The 22,111-nt window shown below is 59.9% G+C and carries 28 protein-coding genes and 4 pseudogenes; 11 read left to right on the top strand and 21 right to left on the bottom strand.

What is annotated here, in order from left to right:
* Positions 1-108: 108 nt before the first annotated feature.
* Together ACZ1HK_RS18570 and ACZ1HK_RS18565 are read right to left on the bottom strand one after the other, a co-directional pair.
* The gene (locus tag ACZ1HK_RS18570; protein WP_472629933.1) at positions 109-780 is read right to left on the bottom strand and encodes an SDR family oxidoreductase; all 672 of its coding nucleotides are present in this window, start codon (positions 778-780) and stop codon (positions 109-111) included.
* Between the two features lie 125 nt (positions 781-905).
* The gene (locus tag ACZ1HK_RS18565; RefSeq protein ID WP_472629932.1) at positions 906-1,631 is read right to left on the bottom strand and encodes an SDR family NAD(P)-dependent oxidoreductase; all 726 of its coding nucleotides are present in this window, start codon (positions 1,629-1,631) and stop codon (positions 906-908) included.
* Between the two features lie 100 nt (positions 1,632-1,731).
* Here ACZ1HK_RS18565 and ACZ1HK_RS18560 point away from each other — a divergent pair, with 100 nt between their 5' ends.
* Positions 1,732-2,634: a LysR family transcriptional regulator gene (locus tag ACZ1HK_RS18560; protein WP_472629931.1), complete on the top strand. Its 903-nt coding sequence runs from the start codon at positions 1,732-1,734 to the stop codon at positions 2,632-2,634.
* Positions 2,635-3,337: 703 nt separating this feature from the next.
* Here ACZ1HK_RS18560 and ACZ1HK_RS18555 read toward each other — a convergent pair.
* Positions 3,338-3,568, bottom strand: a complete 231-nt coding sequence (locus ACZ1HK_RS18555) for a YnfA family protein (RefSeq protein WP_472629930.1) — start codon at positions 3,566-3,568, stop codon at positions 3,338-3,340.
* 175 nt (positions 3,569-3,743) lie between these two features.
* The gene (locus tag ACZ1HK_RS18550) at positions 3,744-3,989 is read right to left on the bottom strand and encodes a MerR family transcriptional regulator (RefSeq protein ID WP_472629929.1); all 246 of its coding nucleotides are present in this window, start codon (positions 3,987-3,989) and stop codon (positions 3,744-3,746) included.
* A gap of 186 nt (positions 3,990-4,175) precedes the next feature.
* Between ACZ1HK_RS18550 and merF the strand changes: the two genes are divergently transcribed.
* From merF to ACZ1HK_RS18510, 8 genes and pseudogenes are all read left to right on the top strand, one after another.
* Positions 4,176-4,385 carry a mercury resistance system transport protein MerF gene (merF, locus tag ACZ1HK_RS18545; RefSeq protein ID WP_472629928.1) on the top strand — a complete coding sequence of 70 codons (210 nt, stop codon included), beginning with the start codon at positions 4,176-4,178 and terminating at the stop codon, positions 4,383-4,385.
* Complete coding sequence (locus ACZ1HK_RS18540; RefSeq protein ID WP_472629927.1) at positions 4,361-4,585, top strand: GDCCVxC domain-containing (seleno)protein; 225 nt, start codon at positions 4,361-4,363, stop codon at positions 4,583-4,585. The genes merF and ACZ1HK_RS18540 overlap by 25 nt, the downstream gene beginning before the upstream one ends.
* 103 nt (positions 4,586-4,688) lie before the next feature.
* A pseudogene (locus ACZ1HK_RS18535) lies at positions 4,689-5,544 on the top strand (arsenate reductase/protein-tyrosine-phosphatase family protein).
* The gene (locus ACZ1HK_RS18530) at positions 5,541-6,539 is read left to right on the top strand and encodes an ArsJ-associated glyceraldehyde-3-phosphate dehydrogenase (RefSeq protein ID WP_472629926.1); all 999 of its coding nucleotides are present in this window, start codon (positions 5,541-5,543) and stop codon (positions 6,537-6,539) included. The pseudogene ACZ1HK_RS18535 and the gene ACZ1HK_RS18530 overlap by 4 nt, the downstream one beginning before the upstream one ends.
* Before the next feature lie 68 nt (positions 6,540-6,607).
* Positions 6,608-7,791 (top strand): annotated as a pseudogene (gene arsJ / locus ACZ1HK_RS18525) (organoarsenical effux MFS transporter ArsJ); the annotation flags it as partial.
* A 184-nt stretch (positions 7,792-7,975) separates the two neighbouring features.
* The gene (locus ACZ1HK_RS18520) at positions 7,976-8,533 is read left to right on the top strand and encodes a TetR/AcrR family transcriptional regulator (protein ID WP_472629925.1); all 558 of its coding nucleotides are present in this window, start codon (positions 7,976-7,978) and stop codon (positions 8,531-8,533) included.
* A 13-nt stretch (positions 8,534-8,546) separates the two neighbouring features.
* Positions 8,547-9,008, top strand: a complete 462-nt coding sequence (locus ACZ1HK_RS18515; protein WP_472629924.1) for a hypothetical protein — start codon at positions 8,547-8,549, stop codon at positions 9,006-9,008.
* A gap of 300 nt (positions 9,009-9,308) precedes the next feature.
* On the top strand, positions 9,309-9,665 hold the full coding sequence (locus ACZ1HK_RS18510) for a hypothetical protein (protein WP_472629923.1): 357 nt from the start codon (positions 9,309-9,311) through the stop codon (positions 9,663-9,665).
* Here ACZ1HK_RS18510 and ACZ1HK_RS18505 read toward each other — a convergent pair.
* From ACZ1HK_RS18505 to ACZ1HK_RS18470, 8 genes and pseudogenes are all read right to left on the bottom strand, one after another.
* Positions 9,662-10,648: an aldo/keto reductase gene (locus ACZ1HK_RS18505; RefSeq protein ID WP_472629922.1), complete on the bottom strand. Its 987-nt coding sequence runs from the start codon at positions 10,646-10,648 to the stop codon at positions 9,662-9,664. The two genes, ACZ1HK_RS18510 and ACZ1HK_RS18505, sit on opposite strands and share 4 nt — an antisense overlap.
* Positions 10,649-10,697: 49 nt before the next feature.
* Positions 10,698-10,856 carry a hypothetical protein gene (locus tag ACZ1HK_RS18500; protein ID WP_472629921.1) on the bottom strand — a complete coding sequence of 53 codons (159 nt, stop codon included), beginning with the start codon at positions 10,854-10,856 and terminating at the stop codon, positions 10,698-10,700.
* Positions 10,817-11,518: a metallophosphoesterase gene (locus tag ACZ1HK_RS18495; RefSeq protein ID WP_472630880.1), complete on the bottom strand. Its 702-nt coding sequence runs from the start codon at positions 11,516-11,518 to the stop codon at positions 10,817-10,819. Before ACZ1HK_RS18495 ends, ACZ1HK_RS18500 begins: the two co-directional genes overlap by 40 nt.
* An 87-nt stretch (positions 11,519-11,605) precedes the next feature.
* Positions 11,606-12,862, bottom strand: a pseudogene (locus tag ACZ1HK_RS18490) (extracellular solute-binding protein); the annotation flags it as partial.
* Between the two features lie 111 nt (positions 12,863-12,973).
* Positions 12,974-13,654, bottom strand: a complete 681-nt coding sequence (locus ACZ1HK_RS18485; protein WP_472629920.1) for a carbohydrate ABC transporter permease — start codon at positions 13,652-13,654, stop codon at positions 12,974-12,976.
* 228 nt (positions 13,655-13,882) lie between these two features.
* Positions 13,883-14,803, bottom strand: a pseudogene (locus ACZ1HK_RS18480) (carbohydrate ABC transporter permease).
* A complete protein-coding gene (locus tag ACZ1HK_RS18475; protein ID WP_472629919.1) occupies positions 14,803-15,084 on the bottom strand; it encodes a TOBE domain-containing protein in 282 nt (93 codons plus the stop codon). The pseudogene ACZ1HK_RS18480 and the gene ACZ1HK_RS18475 overlap by 1 nt, the downstream one beginning before the upstream one ends.
* A gap of 220 nt (positions 15,085-15,304) precedes the next feature.
* Positions 15,305-15,946: an ABC transporter ATP-binding protein gene (locus ACZ1HK_RS18470; protein WP_472629918.1), complete on the bottom strand. Its 642-nt coding sequence runs from the start codon at positions 15,944-15,946 to the stop codon at positions 15,305-15,307.
* A 137-nt stretch (positions 15,947-16,083) separates the two neighbouring features.
* On the opposite strand from ACZ1HK_RS18470, the gene ACZ1HK_RS18465 reads away from it, so the two are divergent.
* Positions 16,084-16,254: a helix-turn-helix domain-containing protein gene (locus ACZ1HK_RS18465; RefSeq protein WP_472630878.1), complete on the top strand. Its 171-nt coding sequence runs from the start codon at positions 16,084-16,086 to the stop codon at positions 16,252-16,254.
* 47 nt (positions 16,255-16,301) lie between these two features.
* Positions 16,302-16,943, top strand: a complete 642-nt coding sequence (locus ACZ1HK_RS18460; protein ID WP_472629917.1) for a LysR family transcriptional regulator substrate-binding protein — start codon at positions 16,302-16,304, stop codon at positions 16,941-16,943.
* Positions 16,944-17,595: 652 nt separating this feature from the next.
* On the opposite strand, the gene ACZ1HK_RS18455 is transcribed toward ACZ1HK_RS18460, so the two are convergent.
* From ACZ1HK_RS18455 to ACZ1HK_RS18415, 9 genes are all read right to left on the bottom strand, one after another.
* Positions 17,596-18,105, bottom strand: a complete 510-nt coding sequence (locus tag ACZ1HK_RS18455) for a DapH/DapD/GlmU-related protein (RefSeq protein WP_472629916.1) — start codon at positions 18,103-18,105, stop codon at positions 17,596-17,598.
* A 263-nt stretch (positions 18,106-18,368) separates the two neighbouring features.
* Positions 18,369-18,779, bottom strand: coding sequence for a PhnE/PtxC family ABC transporter permease (locus ACZ1HK_RS18450; RefSeq protein WP_472630876.1), 411 nt, complete (start codon positions 18,777-18,779; stop codon positions 18,369-18,371).
* Entirely contained in the window at positions 18,733-19,227 is a 495-nt protein-coding gene (locus tag ACZ1HK_RS18445) for a PhnE/PtxC family ABC transporter permease (RefSeq protein WP_472629915.1), read from the bottom strand. The genes ACZ1HK_RS18450 and ACZ1HK_RS18445 overlap by 47 nt, the downstream gene beginning before the upstream one ends.
* Positions 19,227-20,078: a phosphonate ABC transporter, permease protein PhnE gene (gene phnE, locus ACZ1HK_RS18440; protein WP_472629914.1), complete on the bottom strand. Its 852-nt coding sequence runs from the start codon at positions 20,076-20,078 to the stop codon at positions 19,227-19,229. Before phnE ends, ACZ1HK_RS18445 begins: the two co-directional genes overlap by 1 nt.
* An 84-nt stretch (positions 20,079-20,162) precedes the next feature.
* On the bottom strand, positions 20,163-20,984 hold the full coding sequence (phnC, locus tag ACZ1HK_RS18435) for a phosphonate ABC transporter ATP-binding protein (RefSeq protein WP_472629913.1): 822 nt from the start codon (positions 20,982-20,984) through the stop codon (positions 20,163-20,165).
* Positions 20,985-21,063: 79 nt separating this feature from the next.
* On the bottom strand, positions 21,064-21,213 hold the full coding sequence (locus ACZ1HK_RS18430; protein ID WP_472629912.1) for a hypothetical protein: 150 nt from the start codon (positions 21,211-21,213) through the stop codon (positions 21,064-21,066).
* A complete protein-coding gene (locus tag ACZ1HK_RS18425) occupies positions 21,176-21,511 on the bottom strand; it encodes a PhnD/SsuA/transferrin family substrate-binding protein (protein ID WP_472629911.1) in 336 nt (111 codons plus the stop codon). The genes ACZ1HK_RS18430 and ACZ1HK_RS18425 overlap by 38 nt, the downstream gene beginning before the upstream one ends.
* Positions 21,480-21,773, bottom strand: coding sequence for a PhnD/SsuA/transferrin family substrate-binding protein (locus ACZ1HK_RS18420; RefSeq protein WP_472629910.1), 294 nt, complete (start codon positions 21,771-21,773; stop codon positions 21,480-21,482). Before ACZ1HK_RS18420 ends, ACZ1HK_RS18425 begins: the two co-directional genes overlap by 32 nt.
* 2 nt (positions 21,774-21,775) lie before the next feature.
* Positions 21,776-22,045: a hypothetical protein gene (locus ACZ1HK_RS18415; RefSeq protein WP_472629909.1), complete on the bottom strand. Its 270-nt coding sequence runs from the start codon at positions 22,043-22,045 to the stop codon at positions 21,776-21,778.
* Positions 22,046-22,111: the final 66 nt, after the last annotated feature.

Raw genomic sequence — 22,111 nt, 5'->3', positions numbered from 1 at the left:
ATCGGCACTGCGGCCTTCGACGGCAGCATCTCAATGTCACGTCCAATGGCAGCAACGGGCCGCCCGCGAAGGCGACCTCGTCTTTCAAGTAGCGGGGCCGCCTTGCCGTTACAGCGGTGCCGCAAGCCCTACGGCTGCACGGCCTTCGTCGGTCTTTATGGAAAAGTCGGTTCCAAGATGTGCGTCGGCCTCGGGGCCAGAAAGCCACATCAGTGCCTTGGCCACCCATTCCGGCGGGATATGCGAGTCAGGGTCAAGCTGGCTGACCGGGTTGATGCCAGATGCTTTGATGGCCACTTGCATATCGGTCGCGACCGTCCCGGGGCTCAGGCCGACAACACGCACACCTTGATCGCCATATTCCTTATGCGCCACGCGTGTCAGCGACAGCACTGCCGCTTTGGTCGCGCAATAATGGCTCCATCCTTCAAGCGCGCTCGTTGCGGCGCCCGAGCTGATGTTGATGATCGTACCGCCGCCCGCACGGACCATCTTCGGAATGGCGTAACGCAACCCGTGGTAAACTCCCTTGAGATTGACATCTACGATTTGGCCCCAGGCCTTGGGGTCACTGTCGGCTAGTCGAGCAATGGGATCAATCGTGCCGGCATTGTTGATCAGCACATCGATCGAACCGGTTTTTTCAAGTGCCGTCTCGATCAAACGCTCAACATCTGCGGATTGGCTCACGTCACATGGGATCGCCATTGCGGCACCACCCGCATCGCCGATCTCTTTTGCGATTTTGTTGATCCGCGCCTCCGAGCGTGCAGCAAGCACGACAGTCGCACCCCTTTCGCAAAGTGCCGCGCAGCGGCTTCCCCGATCCCGCGACTTGCGCCGGTGATGACGACGGTTTTGGTGCTGACTTGGTTCATCCAACTATACCTTTGGTTTCTTAGGGATCACATCATTTCGGCAAAGGCGGCTTCGACGGCTTTCTGATCCGCGCGCCACGCGTCAAAGACATCTGAGGCCGAAGCAGGATAGACGTCTTCTTCACCCGCCGTTACGGCGGCCAAGACATCGCGGACAACGGCCTCGGGACTGTCTTTGGGTGCATCGACGCCAGCCAGCATGTCAGTGTCGATGCCAGCAGGAAACGCGTTGATGATCTGAATGCCTTTGGGGCGCAGATAGGCCCGCAAGGACATGGCCATCGACCATGCGGCGGCCTTGGACGCGTTATATGCGGCGAACCCAGGCGCGCTGACAAAAGACAACAGCGTCAACATGTTGACCACAGCACCGCCACCGTTTGCCTCGATAATTGGGGAAAAGGCGCGTGTCATGTCGCGCAGGCCATCGTTGTTCACGGCCATATCCTGTGCCAGTCCTGCGTCGGATACTTCAAGCGCTCCGCCAAAAGTCAGCGACCCGGCGTTGTTGATCAAAAGCGTGACGTCGTTTGCCGTGGTTGCGACCGTTTCGATCATGCGTGTGTCGGTGACATCCAGCGCGAGCGGCACAACGCGCTGAGGGTCGAGCGCGATCGTGCCGCCAAGGGCGTCGAGATTGCGCGCGGCGGCGTAGACTTTGCCTGCACCGTGCTCGATCAGCCGTTTGACGTATTGGCGACCGACGCCGCGATTTGCTCCAGTGACCAGGGCGACTGAGTTTTCGATTTGCATGGGTGCTCTCCAAGTAGCGTTGCGATGCACTAGAGTTAATCGTGCTACATTCAGCAAAAAATGCTTCCGAAAGAATGATAGTCGTGCAAATTTCGCATGAATGGATATCGAGGCGCTCAGAATTGTAACGCTCGTCGCTCAGCAGGGGAGTTTCGCGGCTGCCGCACGTGTTTTGACGGTGGATCCGTCATCGGTATCGCGCACCGTTGCTGCGGTGGAGGTGGATTTGGGGCTGCGCCTGTTCCAACGCTCAACGCGATCCTTGTCGGTCACGGAGGAGGGCGAAGTCTATCTTGCCCGGCTGATGCCACTGCTGGAGGAGTTGGACCATGCCCAAGATGACGCGCGCGCCGTGTCGCGCCAGCCGGCGGGGACAGTGCGCCTAACAACCTCAGTCGCCTTTGCGCATACCTGTGTTGTGCCACATCTTGCTGACTTCACTTCGCGATACTCGAATATTTCGCTTGAGATTCTCCCAAGCGACGCAAACCTGGACTTGCTGGCAAACTCAATCGACTTGGCGATCCGTCTTGCCCCGGCACCGGCAGGCGACCTGATCAGTACAAAGTTGATGGACACGAGGTATCGCGTCGTGGCGTCGCCAGACTATCTGGCAAACAGCGACCTGCTTTCGGTGCCAGCGGATTTGCAGCACCACAACTGCCTTCGCTTCGCGCTTCCAGATTTTAGAACGCGGTGGCGATTTCGGACGGCGGGTGAAGCCCCGATCGAAGTCCCTGTGTCCGGAAACGTCATCATCGCCAACGCATTGTCGCTGCGCCGTGCTGCGCTTGATGGGCTAGGCCCGGCTCTGCTGGCGGGCTGGCTCGTCAATGACGATATTGCAGCGGGAACACTGGTCGATGTGTTTCCGGATTTGGAATGCACTGCGACGGAATTCAATACTGCGGCGTGGGTCCTTTATCCGTCACGTAGTTACCTGCCACAGAAAGTGCGCGTCACGATCGACTTTCTTCGGGCGGCCTTGAAACCGAGTGTTTAACTCAGCCAGCGGGTTTCGCACTTCAGTGAAGGCCCCTTAAGCGCGCAGCAGCTGCAGCATTCAGACGGTGCGCTGGATGTCTCCTCTGGGCCGTTACCACCTGTCCGTTACGCGCGGCCGGGCCGATCCGCCAACCAAAAGAAAAAGGCCGCCCAAAGCGACCGTATCAATCCGACGAGTATGCCATGGTGGCGGAGACGAAGTCCGTACTCAAATCTAGAGAAGAATTCTAAATAATTGATTTTATTATAATATGCTCTTCGCCGAGTTGCAAATTGTGCAGCATATTGTGCAGCAAAATTATGTTGGTCCTCGTGTTCAAAAACCGTCAAGCAGGATGACCTCTTTAAAGATGCTGATTATTCGCGAGACCAGCGGGGCTCACCTGAATGCCAGTAAATCCCTACATCGACGTTCTCTTCATCGCGTCTTTTGAGTCCACGTTATCCGCCCGAAGGTGGAGGTTGCGCCTCCAACCACAAGCGTTGACGCGGCCCTTGGAACTGAAAACTCGCAACACCTCCAACGTGGCATGTCCCGCGATTGCTCATTGTACGGACGGAACTGCTGTCTGCGACGTAACAGCCATTCAGATCACTTTTGGTGTGCCCAGGGTTAGGCCGGCCTGGCGACTTCAAGAACGGTCAAGCTCGGGCGGGCAACAAGATCACAAGACTGCCGACCAGACAGATTGTCATTCCCATCAAATCTCATCGGTCAGGGCGCGTTCCTTCCACGATCCAGAGCCAAGCCATCGAACTCGCGTATAGATACCGCCATATGCAGCATAGGCGCGGCCCGCGAGTTCGGGGTCGGCTCGGGTGAGCACGTAGGCGAACAGGACAAGGCATGCGGTTCCCGGGATCAACCAGACCGGCGACTTGTCCAACCTGACATATGCCCAAAAGGCAAAGCACCCCCGCGATTTCAGCAAGCGCGGCGAGAGCAAAAATATCGTAGGCCTTAATCATGAAGCGAGAGCCCCCAACAGAGGACATTCGTTTCTGCCGTCGGAGCAATTCGAGACCAATTCCGTCAAAGCCTTTTCCAGCTTTTCAAGCTCGATAATCTTCGACCGCACCTCTTTCAGATGCCGCGTGCCCATGGCTTCAACGGTTCGGCAAGAAGTGTTTGGTGTCTTGGACACGTTGCGAAAGTTCCACCGCATGACTGAGGCGGAACCCAAGATCGCGGCATCGCTTGATGAAGCGGAGTTCCGATATCTCGACATCCGAATAGGCTCGCCTCCCGGACGCCGTTCGCCCCGGTTTGGCGATAATCCCTTCGCGCTCATAGTAGCGGATCGTCTCGATGGTCACACCGCTGAGGCGGGACGCTTCGCCAATCGCAACCATGTGAACAAACTCCTCTTGCTCCTGTAGCGGCTACAGGTTGCCATGAATGCTGCGTGATGTCGAACGCGTTGCACCTCGCCGTGTTTTGCCATTTGGGAGTCCCAGTTAATGATCTTGGCGGGATGTGGCAGGAACACGCGAAGGTGCCGCACGTCGCGTCATGTGTGATGGATGGGAAGCGACCCGATGAGAAACAAATTATTGGCCCTTGGCATTGGCGGCACGATCCTGGCGATCCTGTGCTGCTTCACGCCGCTGCTGCCGATCGTACTGACGGCCCTTGGGCTGACCGGTCTTCTCGGGGTTGTCTACAATGATGCGGTCCTACTGCCGGTTCTGGCAGGATTTCTGATACTGACGGGGTATGCGCTATGGCTGCGGAAGAAACACAAGTAGTTTTGGAGTCCACGCTAACCTGCCCATCGTGCGGGCATGCTCAGACCGAAACGATGCCGACGGATGCCTGCCAGTGGTTCTACAAATGCGTGTCTTGCAACACGGTGCTGAAACCCCTTGAAGGCGATTGTTGCGTCTATTGCTCCTACGCGACGGTGCCTTGCCCGCCGATCCAGGAAGGCAAATCCTGCTGCGCCTAGTTCAAACGTAAGGGCGCGAAACCAACTGGGTGTGCTCGCTCACAGTGCTTTGGCGCGGTTTTACAAAACCTTCATTTGGACTACCTCCATAATTCACATATTCATGAATTATGGAAACAGTGATCCCAATCGCCTCTCGACCCTCGGCCACCCGCAACGGCTGGCCCTGTTTCGGTTGCTGATGCGCCGCTATCCCGACCGCGTACCAGCGACTGAAGTGGCGCATGCGCTCGGACTGAAGCCCAATACGCTGTCGACCTATGTGAACGCGCTGATGCACGCCGGTTTGGTGACACAAGAACGCATCGGGACATCGCTGCGCTATGCCATCGACATGGAGGCCGCGCGCGAGACCATCGACTACCTCGTCATCGACTGTTGCCGGGGCCGCCCCGAAATCTGTTCCCCGGGCCTTTATCCAACCACAATTGGAGGAGACCGACATGACCGATCGCAAATTCAACGTCCTGTTCATCTGCACCGGGAACTCCGCCCGCTCGATCTTTGCTGAATCCATCCTGCATGACATGGCTGGGGGTCGGTTCATTGCATATTCGGCTGGCACCATACCCCAATCGGAACTGAACCCCTTCGCCGTGGAAGTGCTTGAGCAGAAGGGTCGTGACATCTCGGTGCTGCGGTCCAAGAACATTGCCGAGTTCCAAGGGCCCGATGCGCCGCAATTCGACTTCGTCTTCACTGTCTGCAACAGGGCCGCGAACGAGGAATGTCCGTCCTGGCCGGGCCAGCCCGTTACCGCCCACTGGGGGATGCCCGATCCGGTCAAGGTTGAGGGCACGGACGCTGAGAAGAGCCTCGCGTTCCAGCAAACCTATGGTGCGCTGCGCAATCGAATGATCGGTTTTACCAACCTGCCCATCGCATCGCTGGACCGTCTGTCTTTGCAAAAGGCCGTCGATGATCTGGGCCAATCACAAGAAGAAGGACCCGCCACATGACCGTCTACGCCCTGAACGGCCTGGGCCGTATCGGCAAACTAGCCCTGAAACCCCTGCTGGCACGGGGCGCGCAGATCGCCTGGATCAACGACGCGATTGGCGATCCCGAAATGCACGCGCATCTGTTGGAGTTCGACACGGTGCATGGCCGCTGGAAGGCCGACTTTGCCCATGACGCGGAGAGCGTCACCATCGACGGCACCCGCATCCCCTTTATCGGAACCCGCGACATTGCAGACCTGCCGCTTGACGGTGTGGATGTGGTGATCGACTGCACGGGCGTCTTCAAGACCGAGGCCAAGCTCGCACCCTATTTTGAGGCTGGCGTGAAGAAGGTTGTCGTCTCGGCCCCCGTGAAGGACGGCGATGCGGCCAACATCGTCTATGGCGTGAACCACGACATCTATGATCCTGCGGCACATCGCATCGTCACCGCCGCGAGTTGCACAACCAACTGTATTGCCCCGGTGGTGAAGGTCATCCACGAGAACCTGAGCATCAAGCACGGCTCAATCACCACGATCCACGATGTGACGAACACCCAGACCATCGTGGACCGCCCGGCCAAGGACCTGCGCCGTGCCCGCTCCGCGCTCAATTCACTGATCCCGACGACGACCGGCAGTGCGACGGCGATCACGCTGATCTACCCCGAACTGACAGGGCGGTTGAACGGCCACGCCGTCCGCGTTCCGCTCCTGAACGCATCGCTGACCGATTGCGTCTTTGAAGTTGAGCGCGAGACGACAGCAGAAGAGGTCAATGCCCTCTTCAAAGTGGCGTCCGAGGGGCCGCTTGCCGGGATCCTGGGCTACGAGGAACGCCCACTGGTCTCAACCGACTACACCAATGACGAACGCTCCAGCATCGTGGATGCCCTCTCCACAATGGTCATCAATGGCACACAGGTGAAAGTCTACGCCTGGTACGACAACGAAATGGGCTATGCCAACCGCCTTGTTGATGTGGCGTTGATGGTCGGGGACAGCCTGTGACCAAAACTGAAACCCGTCCCGAAGGCCTGTCGGCCTACATCGCCGTGACCGCCGCCTATTGGGCGTTCATGCTCACCGACGGGGCACTGCGGATGCTGGTGCTGCTGCACTTCCACACGCTCGGCTTCAGCCCCGTGCAACTGGCCTATCTGTTTGTTCTCTACGAGATAGCCGGTGTTGTGACGAACCTCTGTGCCGGGTGGATCGCGGCGCGGTTCGGCCTGACCGCGACCCTTTATGCGGGCCTGGCCCTGCAAGTGCTGGCACTTCTGGCGCTGGCGCAACTGGACCCGGCCTGGGCCATCGGAGCCTCCGTGGCCTTCGTGATGCTGGTGCAGGGGGCCAGCGGAGTGGCCAAGGATCTGGCCAAGATGTCGTCCAAGTCGGCCGTCAAGATCCTGGCCCCCAGCGAAGGCGATGGTTTGTTCCGGTGGGTGGCCCTGCTGACCGGCTCAAAGAACGCCGTGAAAGGCCTTGGCTTTCTTCTCGGAGCCGCGCTTCTTGCAACGCTTGGGTTCCAAGCCGCAGTACTGGGAATGGCCGTCGCCCTCTTCGTCATCCTCATGGCGGTCCTGATCGCGATGCCTGCGGGCCTGCCAAAAGGACGGAAGGGGCGAAGTTCTCCGAGGTTATCTCAAAGTCGGCCAACGTGAACTGGCTGTCGCTCGCGCGGGTGTTCCTGTTTGGCGCGCGGGACGTGTGGTTTGTCGTCGGCATTCCGATCTATTTCTACGCTGTGCTGTCCGATGGCACGACCGACGGGAACAGGGCGGCCTTCTTCCTGATCGGCACCTTCATGGCGATCTGGGTCATTCTCTACGGGGCGGTTCAGGCCACCGCACCGCGCCTTTTGCGGGCCAGCACGCGCGATGAGACGCAACTGATCGGGGCGGCGCGTCACTGGGCCTGGGCCTTGGCTATCGTCCCCGCTGCGCTAACCGCCGCCGCCTGGGCGGCCTCGGGGCACCAGACATGGCTGACCACGTCGCTCGTGGTTGGTCTTCTTGCTTTCGGGGGATTGTTCGCGGTGAATTCGGCGCTGCATTCCTATCTGATCCTCGCTTTTACCAAGGCCGAGCGTGTGACGATGGATGTAGGCTTCTACTATATGGCCAATGCGGGCGGGCGGTTGGCGGGCACCGTTCTGTCTGGCCTGACCTACCAGGTCGGCGGCCTACCCTTCATGCTGGCAACGGCGACCGGGATGGTTGCGGTGTCGGCTGTGACCGTGGGCTTTCTGAAGCCTGACTCTGATCCTGCGGCGGACACGGCAAATCTAATTCTCCATGAGCCGCCATCGGCGGCGCCACCCTTCGGGCGGGACCGTTGTTGCGAACACGACTGGAGTGCCAGGCGAAGCAATTCAACCCTTTAGGCAAATCGGATCACTTGTAACAGAACAATCATTCTGCTAAACTTTCCCGATGCCACGTCCCGTGTCCTTCACCGCCGAGCAGCTTGCTGATCGCGCCCTTCAACACTTCTGGGTGAACGGGTTTCATGCGTCTTCGATGGATGATCTCGTTAAGGCAACAGGGGTCAGTCGCCACGGCATTTATGCAGCCTTCGGCGGCAAGAAGGACCTGTTTCTGGCATGTTTCGAGCAATATCAGAAGACCGTTGTAACCCCAGCTTTCGAAGACGTGGAAGCCGAAGCTGCCAACCTGTCGAGCGTTTCAGATTATTTCGAACGGCAGATCTCGCTTGGCGAAGCTGCGGGCTTACCCGGCCCTGGATGCTTTGTCGCCAACTCCGCAACCGAGGTCGCCCCAAGCGAGCCTGACGTTTTGGCGCAGGTGGAACATCACAACAACCGCCTGCGAACGGGCTTCCTCAGCGCCCTTCAAGGCAGCGCCCCCAAGGCGGACAAGTCACAGCGGACAAGTTGGCCGATGTCATGGTCATCTTCACCAACGGGCTATGGACGATGTCACGAAGTGTGCGCGACGGAGATGACCTTCGCCGTGCCGTCCGGACCTTTTTGGACCTCATAGCCGAAAGCACCCCATGAACACGATTGCCCAAACGCCCGAAGCGACCCGTCACCTGCCACCCTTTGCAGTGGCCATTGCCATCAACTTCCTCTGGATCAACGTGTCAGAGGTGTTGCGGTATTTTGCCTTTGTGATGCCCATGATGCGCAATGCATTCCCGACGCTGCCTGAAATCGCACCCATGAACCTGACTGTGTTCATGATCTGGGGCGTGTGGGACACGATCCTGGTGCTCAGCGCGACACTGATCCCGTGGATGGCGATGAAGATCTTTGGCGCATCTGCCCTGCGCGCCGTGCTTTACGGTACCGGCGTATGGATGGCCGTGTTCGTCATACTTTGGCTCGCCCTCTACAATATGAACCTTGCTACGCCAGCCGTTCTGGCGGTCGCGCTACCGTTGGCATGGCTTGAAGTGGCTGTGGCGGCTTTGATTGTCTGGTGGTTCACCGCACGCGACAGAACTGCGACATGAGCACAGCCCTGTCAGCATTTTCACCGGTCGCCAATCAAAGTCGATTTCTGGTCGGCCCATAAGGGCAGCTTGCGGTGCACTGCGTTGCGGCTGCGCGATGGTTCGCTCTGCCTCTATAGCCCGGTTCTTGGCCTGGGGGATACGGCGCTCGCAAGTTTGGCCGCGATAGGCCCGGTCTCGTACCTGCTCGCACCGAACCACTATCATAACAAAGGCCTTAGGGAATTTGCGGAAGCCTGTCCTGACGCAAAACTTGTCTGTTCTGCGCCTGCACGACCCCGGCTGACGAAACAAACAGGCTTGGACTTTCACAGGCTTCAACTCCTCAGTCCTCTGCTTCCGAAAGGCTATAGCATCGCAGAACCATGGGGGCTCAAAACCGGCGAAGTCTGGCTCGTGGGTGAAACTTCGTCGGACCTGCTGTGGATCGTTTGCGACAGCTTCAAGGGTCCGTCGGGGCCAGCGGGCCGCATCGCGACTTCAGTCGAAATGCTTGGCACGTTTCCCACCTACGGGATCAAGGACCACAACGCCTATACCGCTTGGGTAGAAGCGCAACTGGCCGCTGGCGTCCCGTCAATGGTCGTACCATGCCACGGCTCGCTGGTTCGGGGCCCCAATCTTGGTGCCAACATTCTGGCTTTGCTGAGGCCTTAGGTGTCGCGCGGGCAAAAGCCGGCCTCCGACTCAAATTGAGGCACCAGTCGACTTAACCCTCTTCCAGCCGATCCGTTGCAGGCGCCGGTCGCACCGGACGTCGCCTCGATCCGGGCATATGTGTCCTGAGCGAGCGACAAAGTCTGCGCCTGCAAGGAAGGCTGCAACTGCGCCACGTTGCGCGCGCTAATGATCGGAGCGGTGATGGCTGGGTGCTGCGCGGCCCAAGCCACGGCCAGGGTGGCGGGATCCATGCCCAACTCTTCCGCGATAGCCACAAAGGATGCAGCGGTCTCCTGCATCCAGTCTTGCCCGTAACGGGCTGCGTAACGGCTGTCCGTTGAAAGGCGGCCCACTTGGTTTGAGGCATATTTGCCGGTCAGCAGACCCGCCCCAAGCGGCGAATAGGAGGCGACCGCGAACCCCTCCGACAGCGCCATGGGGAATAGCTCAACCTCGGCCTGGCGTTTGACCAGCGAATACATGGGCTGGAGGATATCAATGCGGGTACCGAGGCTTTCGGCCGCGGCCTGTGCCTTCATCACCTGCCACGCGGCGAAGTTCGACACGCCGATATGGCGGATTTTCCCGGCGCTCTGGAGGTCGCGGAGTGTCTCGAATGTTTCCCCCAGCAGGGTGTCCGGGTCCCAGCGGTGCAGGTAAAGGATATCGACCATGTCCATACCCAGCCGCGTCCGGCTTTCGTCGAACTGGCGCAGGATGTTGTCCCGCCCACTGCCGCCAGTGTACCCGGTCTTTGTCGCAACGATCAGCCGCGCCGCTCGGGCGCGGCAAAGCAGCAAGAGCCGTTCAGCCTTACCATCCGTGTAGGTGTGGGCGGTGTCGAAGAAGGTGATTTGCGCCTCACGGCAAGCATCAAAAAGCGCGCGACTGGCCGATGCATCCGCCGTTCCGCCGAATTGCATGCAGCCAAAACAAAGCGCCGAGGCAGGGGTTCCGTCTGGCGCGGTCAGAGTTTTCAAAGGGATCCCTAAAGTTCGAACACGTGGCTGGCGCAGTGACGACAAGATGTTACCGGATCATCGTCAGCTTGTCCCAGTCTGCGTAGTCCGGCGTGTTCTCGGTGCGGATAGGGCCGTCGTAGCCGTACTCGACCATGTGCACCATCGTGCTAACTTCTTCGGCAAAGATCACCGCGTAGGATTCCGGCAGATCGGACCCCGACAGCATTCGGGTTGCGTCGAAATCGGGCCAACCCTGATGATTGGTACCGCGCGGCGCACTGAACGGAATGCCATGCAGGCTGCCTGACAGAGGCAAGTGGCAGTGGCCGTGGAAAATATGGCGGATCTTGGATGCATGGGGCTGAATGGTGCGCGCAAAACGTTCGGCGTCCAGCAGCATGATCTGGTCCATCGGCCCCACGTGGATCGGCACCGGTTGTGGTGCATGAACAGCCAGACCGGGCCCTCCAAGGCTGCAAGCCGACGATCAAGCCAGTCCGCCCGGGCCGCGCAGAAATGGCCCGCATGGCTTTCTGGGCCCCAGGTGTCGAGGGTCAGGGCTGTGCCGATAGGCAGGTCAACCTGTCCCTGCGCAAAGCCACCCTCCTCAAGGTCCGGGAATTCAGCCAACAGCGTGGGCCGGTCATCATGGTTGCCGATCAACAGATGTACGGGCATCGGCAACGCCGCAATGCGGGTCTTGAGGCGTCGGTAATCGTCGGCCTCACCCCAGTCACTGAGATCGCCGGTGATAAACAACGCGTCCGCATCCGCATGGAGGTGCATCGCGTGCTCAAGCGCGCGGTCAAAGTTTTCGTTCGGGTCACGGTCGGCAATCGTCTTACCCGGTGCGGTCAGGTGAATATCGGTCAGTTGCAGGAGTTTCATCGCCCGCCTTTCCAGTCTTTTTGGGGAGATTAGATGCGGCGCCTTGAGTTGCCCCAAAGCGCCGCACCCTTGAGTCCAGCCGTCTGCGGGCATGAGGTCCTGGACCTCTTCAGCCATCTCTTCCTGCAGCGCTTCCATATCGTCGTAGTCGCCGATGACGATGCCTTCGAGGTAGTCGTAGATCACCTGCGTTGCAGCCAGGCCGTTGTCGCCGGGGTAAGCCTGCCATTCGCGCAACAGATCCACTTGGCGGACTGCGGTCGCCTTGTTGGGGTTCTCGTCATAGAAATCGGCAAGGATGATTTCATTGGCGGCCTGGTTCAGGGGCATGTAGCCGGTCGTGCGCGCCACATCCGCCGCACCTTCACCGGATGTGATGAAGGTCAGCCACAGCCAGGCCGCTTCCAGTTCAGCCGGATCCTCCGACGTCGAGACCAGCATGGCCGAATTGCCACCGGCCGGAAGGCCCATCGGGCCATCAGCGGTGATCCCGGGGAATTCGTTGGTCATCAGGGTGAAATCGCCCATGTTCCGCTCCACCGCGCCAACGGCGGAAGTGGACCAGAACATCATGCCGACGTCACCCGCCGAGAATGACTGAAGGGCGGCGTCCCATTCGAGGTTCTGCATGTTGCAGCCCCGGAAGATGGAGTGCATCGTTTCCAAGGCGACAAGGCCCTCGGGCGTGTCGGTCGGGAAATCGTTGCCGACCATCGTGGGCGCGCCCTGGCTCCACATCAGGGCCTGCAGGAACCAGTTGCCGGTGATGTTCCAGCCCCAGAAGATCGGATTGTCAACACCCGCCTCGGACAGCGCTTCGCACGCCGCGATCACGTCATCCCAGGTGGTCGGCAGGTTGGTTTCGTCGTACCCGGCCAGCGCCATCGTTTCCATGTTGTAGTAGGACACGGGCAGCGAGACCGAGAAGGGCAATCCGTAGACCGCATCGTTGAAGGTGCCCAGATCCAGCATCGCCTCGTGGTAGCCGTTCAACTCGAACCCTTCGGTAGCGGCGATGAAATCGGTCAGGGGCCGCGCGATGCCACGGTCCACCAGGATGGCCTGACGGTTCAGACCCTGCATCGTCACATCCGGCAATTCACCGGCGACGGCTTCGCGCAGGATGGTGTTGGTGGCGTCTTCATAGCTTTCGTAGGTGGCGCGGAATTCCACGGTGATGTGGGGATATTCCTCGTTGAAGCGCTGCAGGATCGTCTCGTAGGTCAGATCGAACAGGTGGCTGTAGGGATAGGCGAATTCGATGGTCACGGGGGTGGCATGGCCGTCGGCATGGGCAGCGGTGGCGGCAAGTGCCATCGCCATTGCGGTCAGGGTGGTTTTCATGTCTTTCTCCACTGTACTTGCGGGAACGGATTGCAGTTGAACGGGCGTCCGGTCCCTCGGGTTTCCCCGGTAAGGGGATCTCGGGCGAGCGGCCGGTGATCGGCCGCTCGTCTATTTCATGCCACTCAGCGTGATCCCTTCGATGAAGCGTCTCTGCATCAGCAGGAAGGCCACGATAAGCGGGGTAACGATCACGACGGCAGACGCCATCATTGGACCGAAATTGGACCGTCCGCATCGCCGCGAAATTCGCGCAGACCCAGCGGAGGGTGAACGTGCGAGCGGTCCCCGGTGATGACGATGCGCGGCCAGAAATAATCGTTCCAATGGGCCACGATCGAAAAGATCGCGAAGGCCATCAGGGCCGGTATGGCCGTGGGCAACATCACGTTCCACGATGGAATACTCGCTCATCCCGTCCATGCGGGCGGCGTCAATCAGGTCATCGGGTACGGTCATGAAGAATTGCCGCATCAGGAATATTCCGAAGACCGAGATGGTCCACGGTATCACCAGCGCCGCATAGCTGTTGGTTAACCCCAATTGCGCCAGCACCACGTAAAGCGGCAGGGAAATCGCATGGACCGGGATAAGCAGGCAGAACAGGACGAGGCCGAAGACCGCATCCCGCCCCCAGAACTTCAGCTTTGCCAAGGCATAGGCGCAGGGCAGAGCCACAATCACCTGGATTACGAAAATCGAAACGGTGACGATGATCCCGTTCAGCAGGTAGCGAAACAGCGGTGCTTCGCGGAAGGCCGAGTCGTAGTTGTAGGCGATGGGGTTGACCATGCAACTGGCCTCTGTCCCACCCAAAGGATGCAGCGGTCGTCCAGAAAATCGGCCTGTGATCCGAAGAAGCCGCCTGTGTTCTGCATCAATTCCGCCGGGGCTTTCAGCGAATATGAAATCATCACATAGAACGGCAACAGCACGACAAGGGCGCCCAGGATCAGCACAACGTGCTCGAGGACCTCGCGCGTTGCAAAACGGGTCGTGGCGGATGCGCCCAAAGCAGCTTCAGACATAATGCGTCCTCCGTTCGACCAGCCAGCGCTGCGCCAGCGTCAAGATCATCACGAAGGCGAGGAAGACGATGGTTATCGCCGCCCCGATCCCCATCAGGTTTTGCTGGATTGCCTTTTCGTAGATCGCAAACATCATGACGTAGACGGATTTTCCGGGCCCCCCGCCCTGCGGATAAAACGCCTCCACGGTGTCGAAGACCTGAAACGACCGGATGATCGTGATGGTCACGACGAAGACGGTGGTCGGCCCAAGCATCGGCCAGGTCACAAGGCGGAAACGCTCCCAACCGCTGGTCGCGCCGTCCATCTCGGCGGCCTGGTAGAGCGAGGCGAGATCGAGGTCAGACCGGCGAGATACAAAACCATGTTGAAGCCAAAGCCCTGCCAGACGCCAATGAAGGCGACCGTCCAGATCGCGTAATCCCGGTCGCTGAGCCAGAGGGGAAAGCCGTTTTCGCACCCATTCGCGTGCCAGCGCCAAATCTCCAGCGGCGTGCCGCAAAACGCCTCCAGCGAGCGGTTCACGATGCCGACCGTGGGGTGCAGCGCGAGATTCCCAGACGATTGCCATGGCGATCAATGCTGCCATGACCGGCAGGAAGTAGATCGTCTTGTACAAGTTGCCGAAGCGGGTCAGCGAGTGGATCAACAACGCGGCCCCAAGCCCCAGCCCCACGGACATCGGCACCACGACGGCGACATAGCGGAAAGTCGCGCCAAACATCCGTTCATAGGTGCTGCGCGTGAAAATGCGTTCGTAATTTTCCAGACCCACCCAGTTGAAGCCGGGATTGCCAAGCGCGTAGTCCGTCAGGCTCATCGCGGCGGCCAGCCCGATGGGCAGCATCAGGATCAGGAAGATCAGTATTAGCGCGGGCGCGATGAACCAAAGATGTGCGCGGGAATTTTGCATCACGCGCTCTCGGCAAGTTTGGCGGGCACAACGCTGTGCAGGCGCGTGCCGTCGGGGGCGAAGAACAGGGCACGGTCCGGCTTGAAGCCGACGCGTACGGCATCCCCAAGCGACTCCGCTCCGTTGCGATCCTGGGCCCCGCGCACGACCAGGCGTTGATCATCCGCATCAAGGGCCACGTGGAAGTAGAGGTCGTGGCCCAGGTTTTCGCGGTGTACCACGCGCCCCAACCATCCATCGGCACCCCCGTCGAGATGCAGATGCTCGGGGCGAAGGCCCACCTTCGCAAAGCCGCCCGTCGACAAGCAGCCTGGCCGGAATACCCCGCCCAAGGGCGCTCACACGACCATCGTGATCGACCTCGCCGGGCAAGATATTGATCTTGGGCGAGCCCACGAATTCGGCCACGTCCAATGTGGCAGGATTGGCAAAGGCCTGATCGGGTGGCCCGAATTGCAGTAATGCGCCCGCCCATCATGACGGCCATCTTGTCGGACATGGTCAGCGCCTCGGCCTGATCATGGGTGACGTAAACAAGGTCGCCCCGAGGCGGCGGTGCAACTCACTGAGTTCAGCGCGCATGTGTACCCTCAAGGCCGCATCAAGGTTCGACAGCGGCTCATCCATGAGGAACGCGACCGGCTGGCGCACCATCGCCCGCCCAAGGGCTGCGCGCTGTCGCTGGCCACCGGACAATTGACTGGGCTTGCGATCCAGCAGCGCCTCAATCTGCAAGGTCCTGGCCGTCTCACGCACCTGCTCACCGATGGCGCGATAGGCGCTGCGGGCCGACAAGGGGCCGATCACGGGAAGCCGCGCCCATCGCGAAAGATCGCGCAACTTCAGCGGCGTTGCCATGTTCTGGGCAATCGTCAGGTGCGGGTAGAGCGCGTAGCTCTGGAACACCATCGCAAGGTTGCGGTGCGCCGGGCGCACACGGGTCATATCCTGCCCCGCGATCTGCACGGTGCCGCCATCGGCAGCCTCCAGCCCCGCAAGGATGCGCAGCAGCGTGGACTTTCCGCAGCCAGATGGCCCGACCAGCGTGACGAATTCCCGGTCCGCGATCGACAGGGTGACGTCCTTCAAAACCTCGGCCGTGCCGAACCGCTTCTGTATGCGGCTAAGTTCAATTGATGCCATGGCCCGCACCCCCGTGAAGCTGATGACACCTTGGTAGAAGGGGCGTGACTCTTTTCTATGACGTCATATTAGCGTGACTAATGCAGACTAAACTCTGCCCATGAGGCTCGCCCACCGCCCGACCCAGCCATCACCAGATCAGCGCGTTCGCCCATGTCGTGCGCGAAGGCTCGGTCACGGCGGCTGCGCGAAAGCTCGGCGTGACACAAAGCGCTGTTAGCCAGCACTCAAAGAACCTGGAGCACGCGACCGGCTCAAAACTTGTCAGGGCGGGCCGTGATGGTATCGAGTGCGACAAAGACCGGTGAGGACCTGTTCGCCCTTGCCGATCAATACCTTGCCGCTGACCAGATGATTGCCGAAAAGTTTGCCGATTTCGCGCAGGCTCCGGCGCGGACACCTTTCGATCATTGCAAACGCACCGCAACCGGCCCTGAGGTTCATCGCGGAATATTCCAAGGCGTGCCCCAGTGTCGAAATCGAGTTTGCCCTGTGCGACTGGACAAGCGCGATGCGCTTGCTGAACAGCCGGACCGTGGACATCGGGGTGGTGGCGGCGCCGCGTAATTCCTCCGATTTCCTGATCCAAGAAGTCATGTCGTTGCGCTACGTGATGTATATGCGCGCCGACGATCCGCTCGCGTCACGTCGCAGCATCAGCCTGGCCGACCTGGGCGAGCGTCGCCTGATCCTGCCCGAAGGTGGCTCACTCACCCAGAAACTTGTCGGCCAGGTCTTGGCACGCGAAGGCATTCACCTCGCCAACACATTGGTCATGACGTCCTTTCCCTTGGTCAAGGATGCAATCCTGCATGGCGTGGGCATCGGCCCCTTTCTGGAACACAGCGCTACGTCGGAGGAGGGTCTTGTTTCCGTTCCGATCAAGGAAATGCAAGAAAGCTACCCGATCTGCCTTGTGGCGCACCGCGACAAGGCAAGCCTGCATCTGATGCAGAGTTTCTTTCGCGTGGCCGAGACGGCGCAAGTGTCGCGCTGACCTCCAATGGACCGATCACCGGTTGCAGGCCGCGCCCGCCACGCTGATGAAGCAAAAGCGGCCAACACCAGAGAGTAAGGCCGGGATTAGGAATAGGTATTCTGGCAACGCAAAACGCGGCTGCCCGGATGGCCGTCACACCGTTGTAACAGCCCTGCGCTAGCTGGCAGAAAACGGGCAATTCGAGCAGAAAAATGGACCGTATCACACCGCTCTACCACGCGGCGCTGCGCTACACGACCGGATCGCCTGAGGCACTTTGCTCCAGGGCGTGGCGGCACAGAAACCGTATTTCGTCGCGAATTCTCATCTCGCTGGTTGGCCAAAAACACTGCCAAGACAGCCATGGTTGGTGGCAGGGACGGGTCTGAATAAGGACCCTGTCGCCGCCGGCTTTTTCGGGTCAGTCACAACGTTTGTGACGTCTGCTGTGTCTTTGCCACAATCCACTTTTCAATTTCAGCGCGAGATGCGCCGGCAAACTGTCGCGGCGATTTAGGATCGAACCTGTGTTTTTGGGGATCAAACACCCCTGGACCAAAGAGCGCCGTCTTGTTTCACCCAAACGGCAGCAATTTTCCCCGCCTCATCCAGGCTCGGCCACATAAATGTCCATCAAGACCCCCCGCGCATCTGTAACGATTTCGCGACACTATTCGGCAGATCGAGATTCGAAAAGAAAGTAATTTCTTGCGAAACACAACGTTTGTAGCACCAGTGCAGTGACCCACAGCTTGGTCAACCTTGCACGCGCCATAGCGAACAAACCGTTCAATTGGCCAGCACAGGCACGCAAGGCATCGAATTCTTGGGTCTTCGCGTACTTCTCGATGAACTCTGCAATCGACAAGGATCTGAATTCAGGAACAGCTGCCGCAAACGCGTCATGAGACCAATCCCACCAAGCGATCTCTTGCAGGGCCACTTCTTCCTGGGGGGTAGCGCGGCGGCGGATGGGTTTGGCCGGAACGCCACCAACGATTGTGTAGGGCGGCACGTCCTTCGTCACCACCGCCCCGGCACCCACGACCGCCCCGGTCCCGATCGTCACGCCCGCAAGTATGCTGACGCCGTGACCGATCCAGACATCATGGCCGATTGTGACCCAATGATCCTTGCGCCACTCGAAGAAATTTTCCTCGTCCTCGCCAAACCCATACATCGACGCGCGATAAAGCGCGTGATGCTGGCAGAGCGCGCCAGGTTGGATGATTGCCGGGGTTGATCCGGACGTTGTTGGCGATGTTCGTGAACTTGCCGATTGTCGTCCAGATCACGTAGCCGAAATCGCCAGATGTAGGAATAATCGCCCATTTCGCGGGCGGCCAATTTGGTGAACCGCCCCACCTCGGTAAAGCGGCCAAGGGTGACATCGGCGCCGACCTCTGCCTCCGCACGGATGGTCGGCGCCTCGGAAAGCTTTCTTCATCGCTCGCCCTGCGCACCTATGGCCCAAAGGCGGACGCGTTTGGACAGCCAGTCAATCGCGAAGATCAGCACCAACACATTCAGTACCACGAAGGCCACCTGATCGTAGAGCGAGGCGCGGAAGCGTTCGATGATGATCATGCCGATGCCGCCTGCCCCCACAGTGCCCAGGATCGTGGCCGAACGGGTGTTGGATTCCAGGAAGTACAGTGATTGCGAGATGAACACGGGCAGCACTTGCGGGATGTAGCCGTAGCGGATCACCGCCAGCGGCCCCGCGCCGGTGGATCGGATGCCTTCCACCTGTTTGCGATCAATGTTTTCGATGGCCTCGGAATAGAGCTTGGACAGCGTACCAAGGTCACTCACGAAGATCGCCAGAACGCCCGCCAATGGCCCGAGGCCCACGGCGCGCACGAACACGAGGCCCAGACCGGCAGTCGATCCCGCGCAGAATGTCGAGGAAGCGGCGCACGATCTGACGCACAGTCCCGAACGGCATGACGTTCTTGGCCGCAAGAAATCCCACAAACGGCGACCCCAGCGTTCCCAGCAGCGTGCCAAGGAACGCCATCGCTAACGTCTGTGAAATGCCGACGTAGATCTGACGGTAGGCCCATTCATCCATGTCCCGCCAGACCACGAAGTTTCGCAGCAGCGCCCAGACCCGGTCCGACGCATCCAGCAGACGGCCAAAGTCGAAATACCACATCGAAACGATCACGTAGATCACTGCGATGACCGGGGGCGCCCACCGGTTGACGGTGCCCCGGGTCGTCCCGAAGGCACCCGGCTGCGCGGCCTGCGCGGCGTTGATCTGCGTGTCGGTCAGCGCATCAAAAGTTGCGGTTGTCATCACAGGTTCTCCCGCCCGATGAAACGATGGCGAATGCGTTCCGAGATCAGGTCGATCACCGTCACCGTCAGCACGACAAGGATCAGAACGGCCAAAACGCGGTCGTCGGAATAGAACGAAATCACGCGGTTCAGTTCCTGTCCGATCCCGCCCGCACCGACAAAGCCGATGATGGAGGAGGCCCGCACGTTGATCTCGAACCGCAGCATGGCGTAGCTGAAGAAGTTGGGCGCGACCTGCGGGACGACGCCGTAAAGCATCTTCTCCGGCCAGCTGCCGCCCACGGCGGTGATGCCGTCCACCGGGCGGGATGAGGCGTTTTCGTTCACCTCCGCGAACAATTTGCCAAGCGCGCCCGCTGTGTGGATCGCGATGGCCAGAACACCCGCCAAGGGACCAATCCCGATCATGAAGACGAAGACCAGGGCCAGAAGGATCTCGGGGATACCGCGACAGATTTCGAGGAACCGGCGCGAGAACCAGTAGATCCACAGCGAGTTCGGCGCAAGGTTCGCAGCCGCCGGAAACGACAGCACAAACGCCAGGCCCGCGCCGATCAGGGTGGCGGTCATCGCCATCAGGATCGTTTCCCAGATCAACTGGGCGTAATCCCAGAAGTCCGTGTACCAATAGGTGAGGGAGCCGGGGACCGCGCGTCCATCCGCGTCGCGCCCTTCAAACAGGTTGGCCCATTCAAGCTCCGGTATGATGGTGCCGAAATATTCAAAAATGCGCGGCACGCCGCTGGCAAGCCGCTCGGGGTAGAAGTTGCTGATCCAGACCGAAAGGCCAACGCAGATCGCAAACATCACCAGCGCAAAAATGGTCCAGCCGCGTTTGGAGGCGCGCAATTCGGCGCGGTGACGCTCGAACGCGCTGACAGCGTCGGAGGGGCTGCGCCACTGGATGCGGCGGAGCCGCCCATCATGGGGACATCAGACATGTGCGGCGGCCTCTTTCAGGGCCGTAACGGCCTCCGTCTCGGGCAATGCGGTGGAGGTTGACGCCTCATCGAAATCCTCGGCCTCGGCGCCGTAGATCTCGCGCGCCATCGACGTCGTCAGAAGGTCCGGCGTGCCATCGAACACGATCTTGCCCGCTGACATGCCGATAATCCGATCACAGTAGTTCCGCGCGGTATCCAGCGTGTGCAGGTTGCAGATCACCGTCTTGCCATCTTGCTGGTTGATGGAGCGCAGGGCATCCATCACCACCTTGGCGTTCATCGGATCAAGCGAGGCGATGGGCTCATCGGCCAGCAGTATCTTGGGCTCCTGCGCCAAAGCGCGGGCAATGGCAACACGCTGTTGTTGTCCGCCGGACAGCGTTTCGGCCCTTTGCAGGGCAGTATGGGCCATGCCAAGGCGATCGAGCGCCTGAATCGCAAAGGCCCGCTCGCGCGGCGTGAAAGCCTGCGTCATCGAGCGCCACGCAGGCATAGTGTAAAGCCGCCCTGTCAGCACGTTGGTGATCACGTCCAGTCGGCCCACGAGGTTGAACTGCTGGAAGATCATGGCGCAGTCCGAGCGCCATTCACGAAGCTCGCGCCCCTTGAGCTGCGCGATGTCGGTGCCCGCGAAAACGATCTTGCCTTCGGACGGGTCGGTCAGGCGATTAAGCAGGCGCAGCAGGGTGGATTTGCCCGCGCCAGAACGCCCGATGATGCCGACCATCTGGCCGTCAGGAATTTCAAGGTTGGCCCGCGCGACGGCCGTATTGTCGCCAAATCGGCGTGACAGGTTTTCTAGTTTCAACATCCGAGAGGCTCCGAACGGCAAAGGGAACACGAAAAAGGGCCAGCGCCGTGGCGCTGGCCCTTGGTTGTCTGGCTTGCGCTTAACGCTGCCCTTCCAGGATTTCACGCCGCATGTTGATGATCGGCAGGTAGAACTCGTGGTTGATCGGCCAGTAGCCCATCGATTCACCATCGTTGATGGCGTTGAAGCATTCACGATCTTCGGTCTGCAGCGACATCATCGCGCCCATGACCAGATCCTTGAGTTCCTGGGGCAGGTCCGAACGGATCACGCGCGGGCCGTTGGTTATCCAGGTTCGACTGCCAGATCACCCGGATCTCGTTCATGTCGAGCATGCCACGATCCACCATGGAACGAAGGTTGCCACGGCTATAGCCTTCCTCGTAGTTGCCCACGCCCGAAGTCCAGGTCACGCCAGCGTCGTACTGGTTCTGAAGCACGGCCACCACGGCCTGCTCATGACCGCCGCCAAAGCCGGTCTCGCCGAAATAGCCTTCAAGCGGCCCGATTTCCTGGGCCAGGCTCATAGGACGGCACCAGATAGCCGGAAGTGGAGTTGGGGTCAGCGAAGGCGAGCGTACGGCCTTCCATGTCTTCGAAGCTTTCGATGTCGCTGTCGGCACGCACATACATCACCGAATAATAGCCGAGGGAGCCGTCGATCTGCATGGTGGTGTAGAGCGGCTCAACCGCCGTTTCGTCCTGCAGAACGATGCCCGCGTAGCCGGACGAACCAAGGCCCGCAAATTCCAGGCTGACCAGCCAGCAGACCCTGCAGAACGCCGGCATAGTCAGAGGCCGGGAACAGGCTCGACATCCACGCCCAGACGCTCTTCCAGGTAGGCTTCCTGGCAGGCATGTTGGCGCAGACGGTCAGCTTCGTTCTCGCCGCCCAGAAGGCCAATGCGGAACACCGGAACCTCTTCGCGCCAGTCTGCGTCCTGTGCAAAAGCTGCGGTGGAGGTCAGTGCGGTTGCGCCAGCCAGAAGCGTGGCAAGGTGTGATCTTTGACATGTGAATTCATCCCTCAGGTTTTTCGGACCTCGGGGAAGTGACAACATCGTCAGAATTGCGCCCCCAAGCGTCGGGGGTCGTCTAGGAAGGCCAAATGAACAGTCCGCAACAGT

Source organism: Gymnodinialimonas sp. JB5-7 (assembly GCF_055693405.1).
Note: the sequence above shows the minus strand (reverse complement) of the source record. Positions and strands in the feature narration are given on the sequence as shown.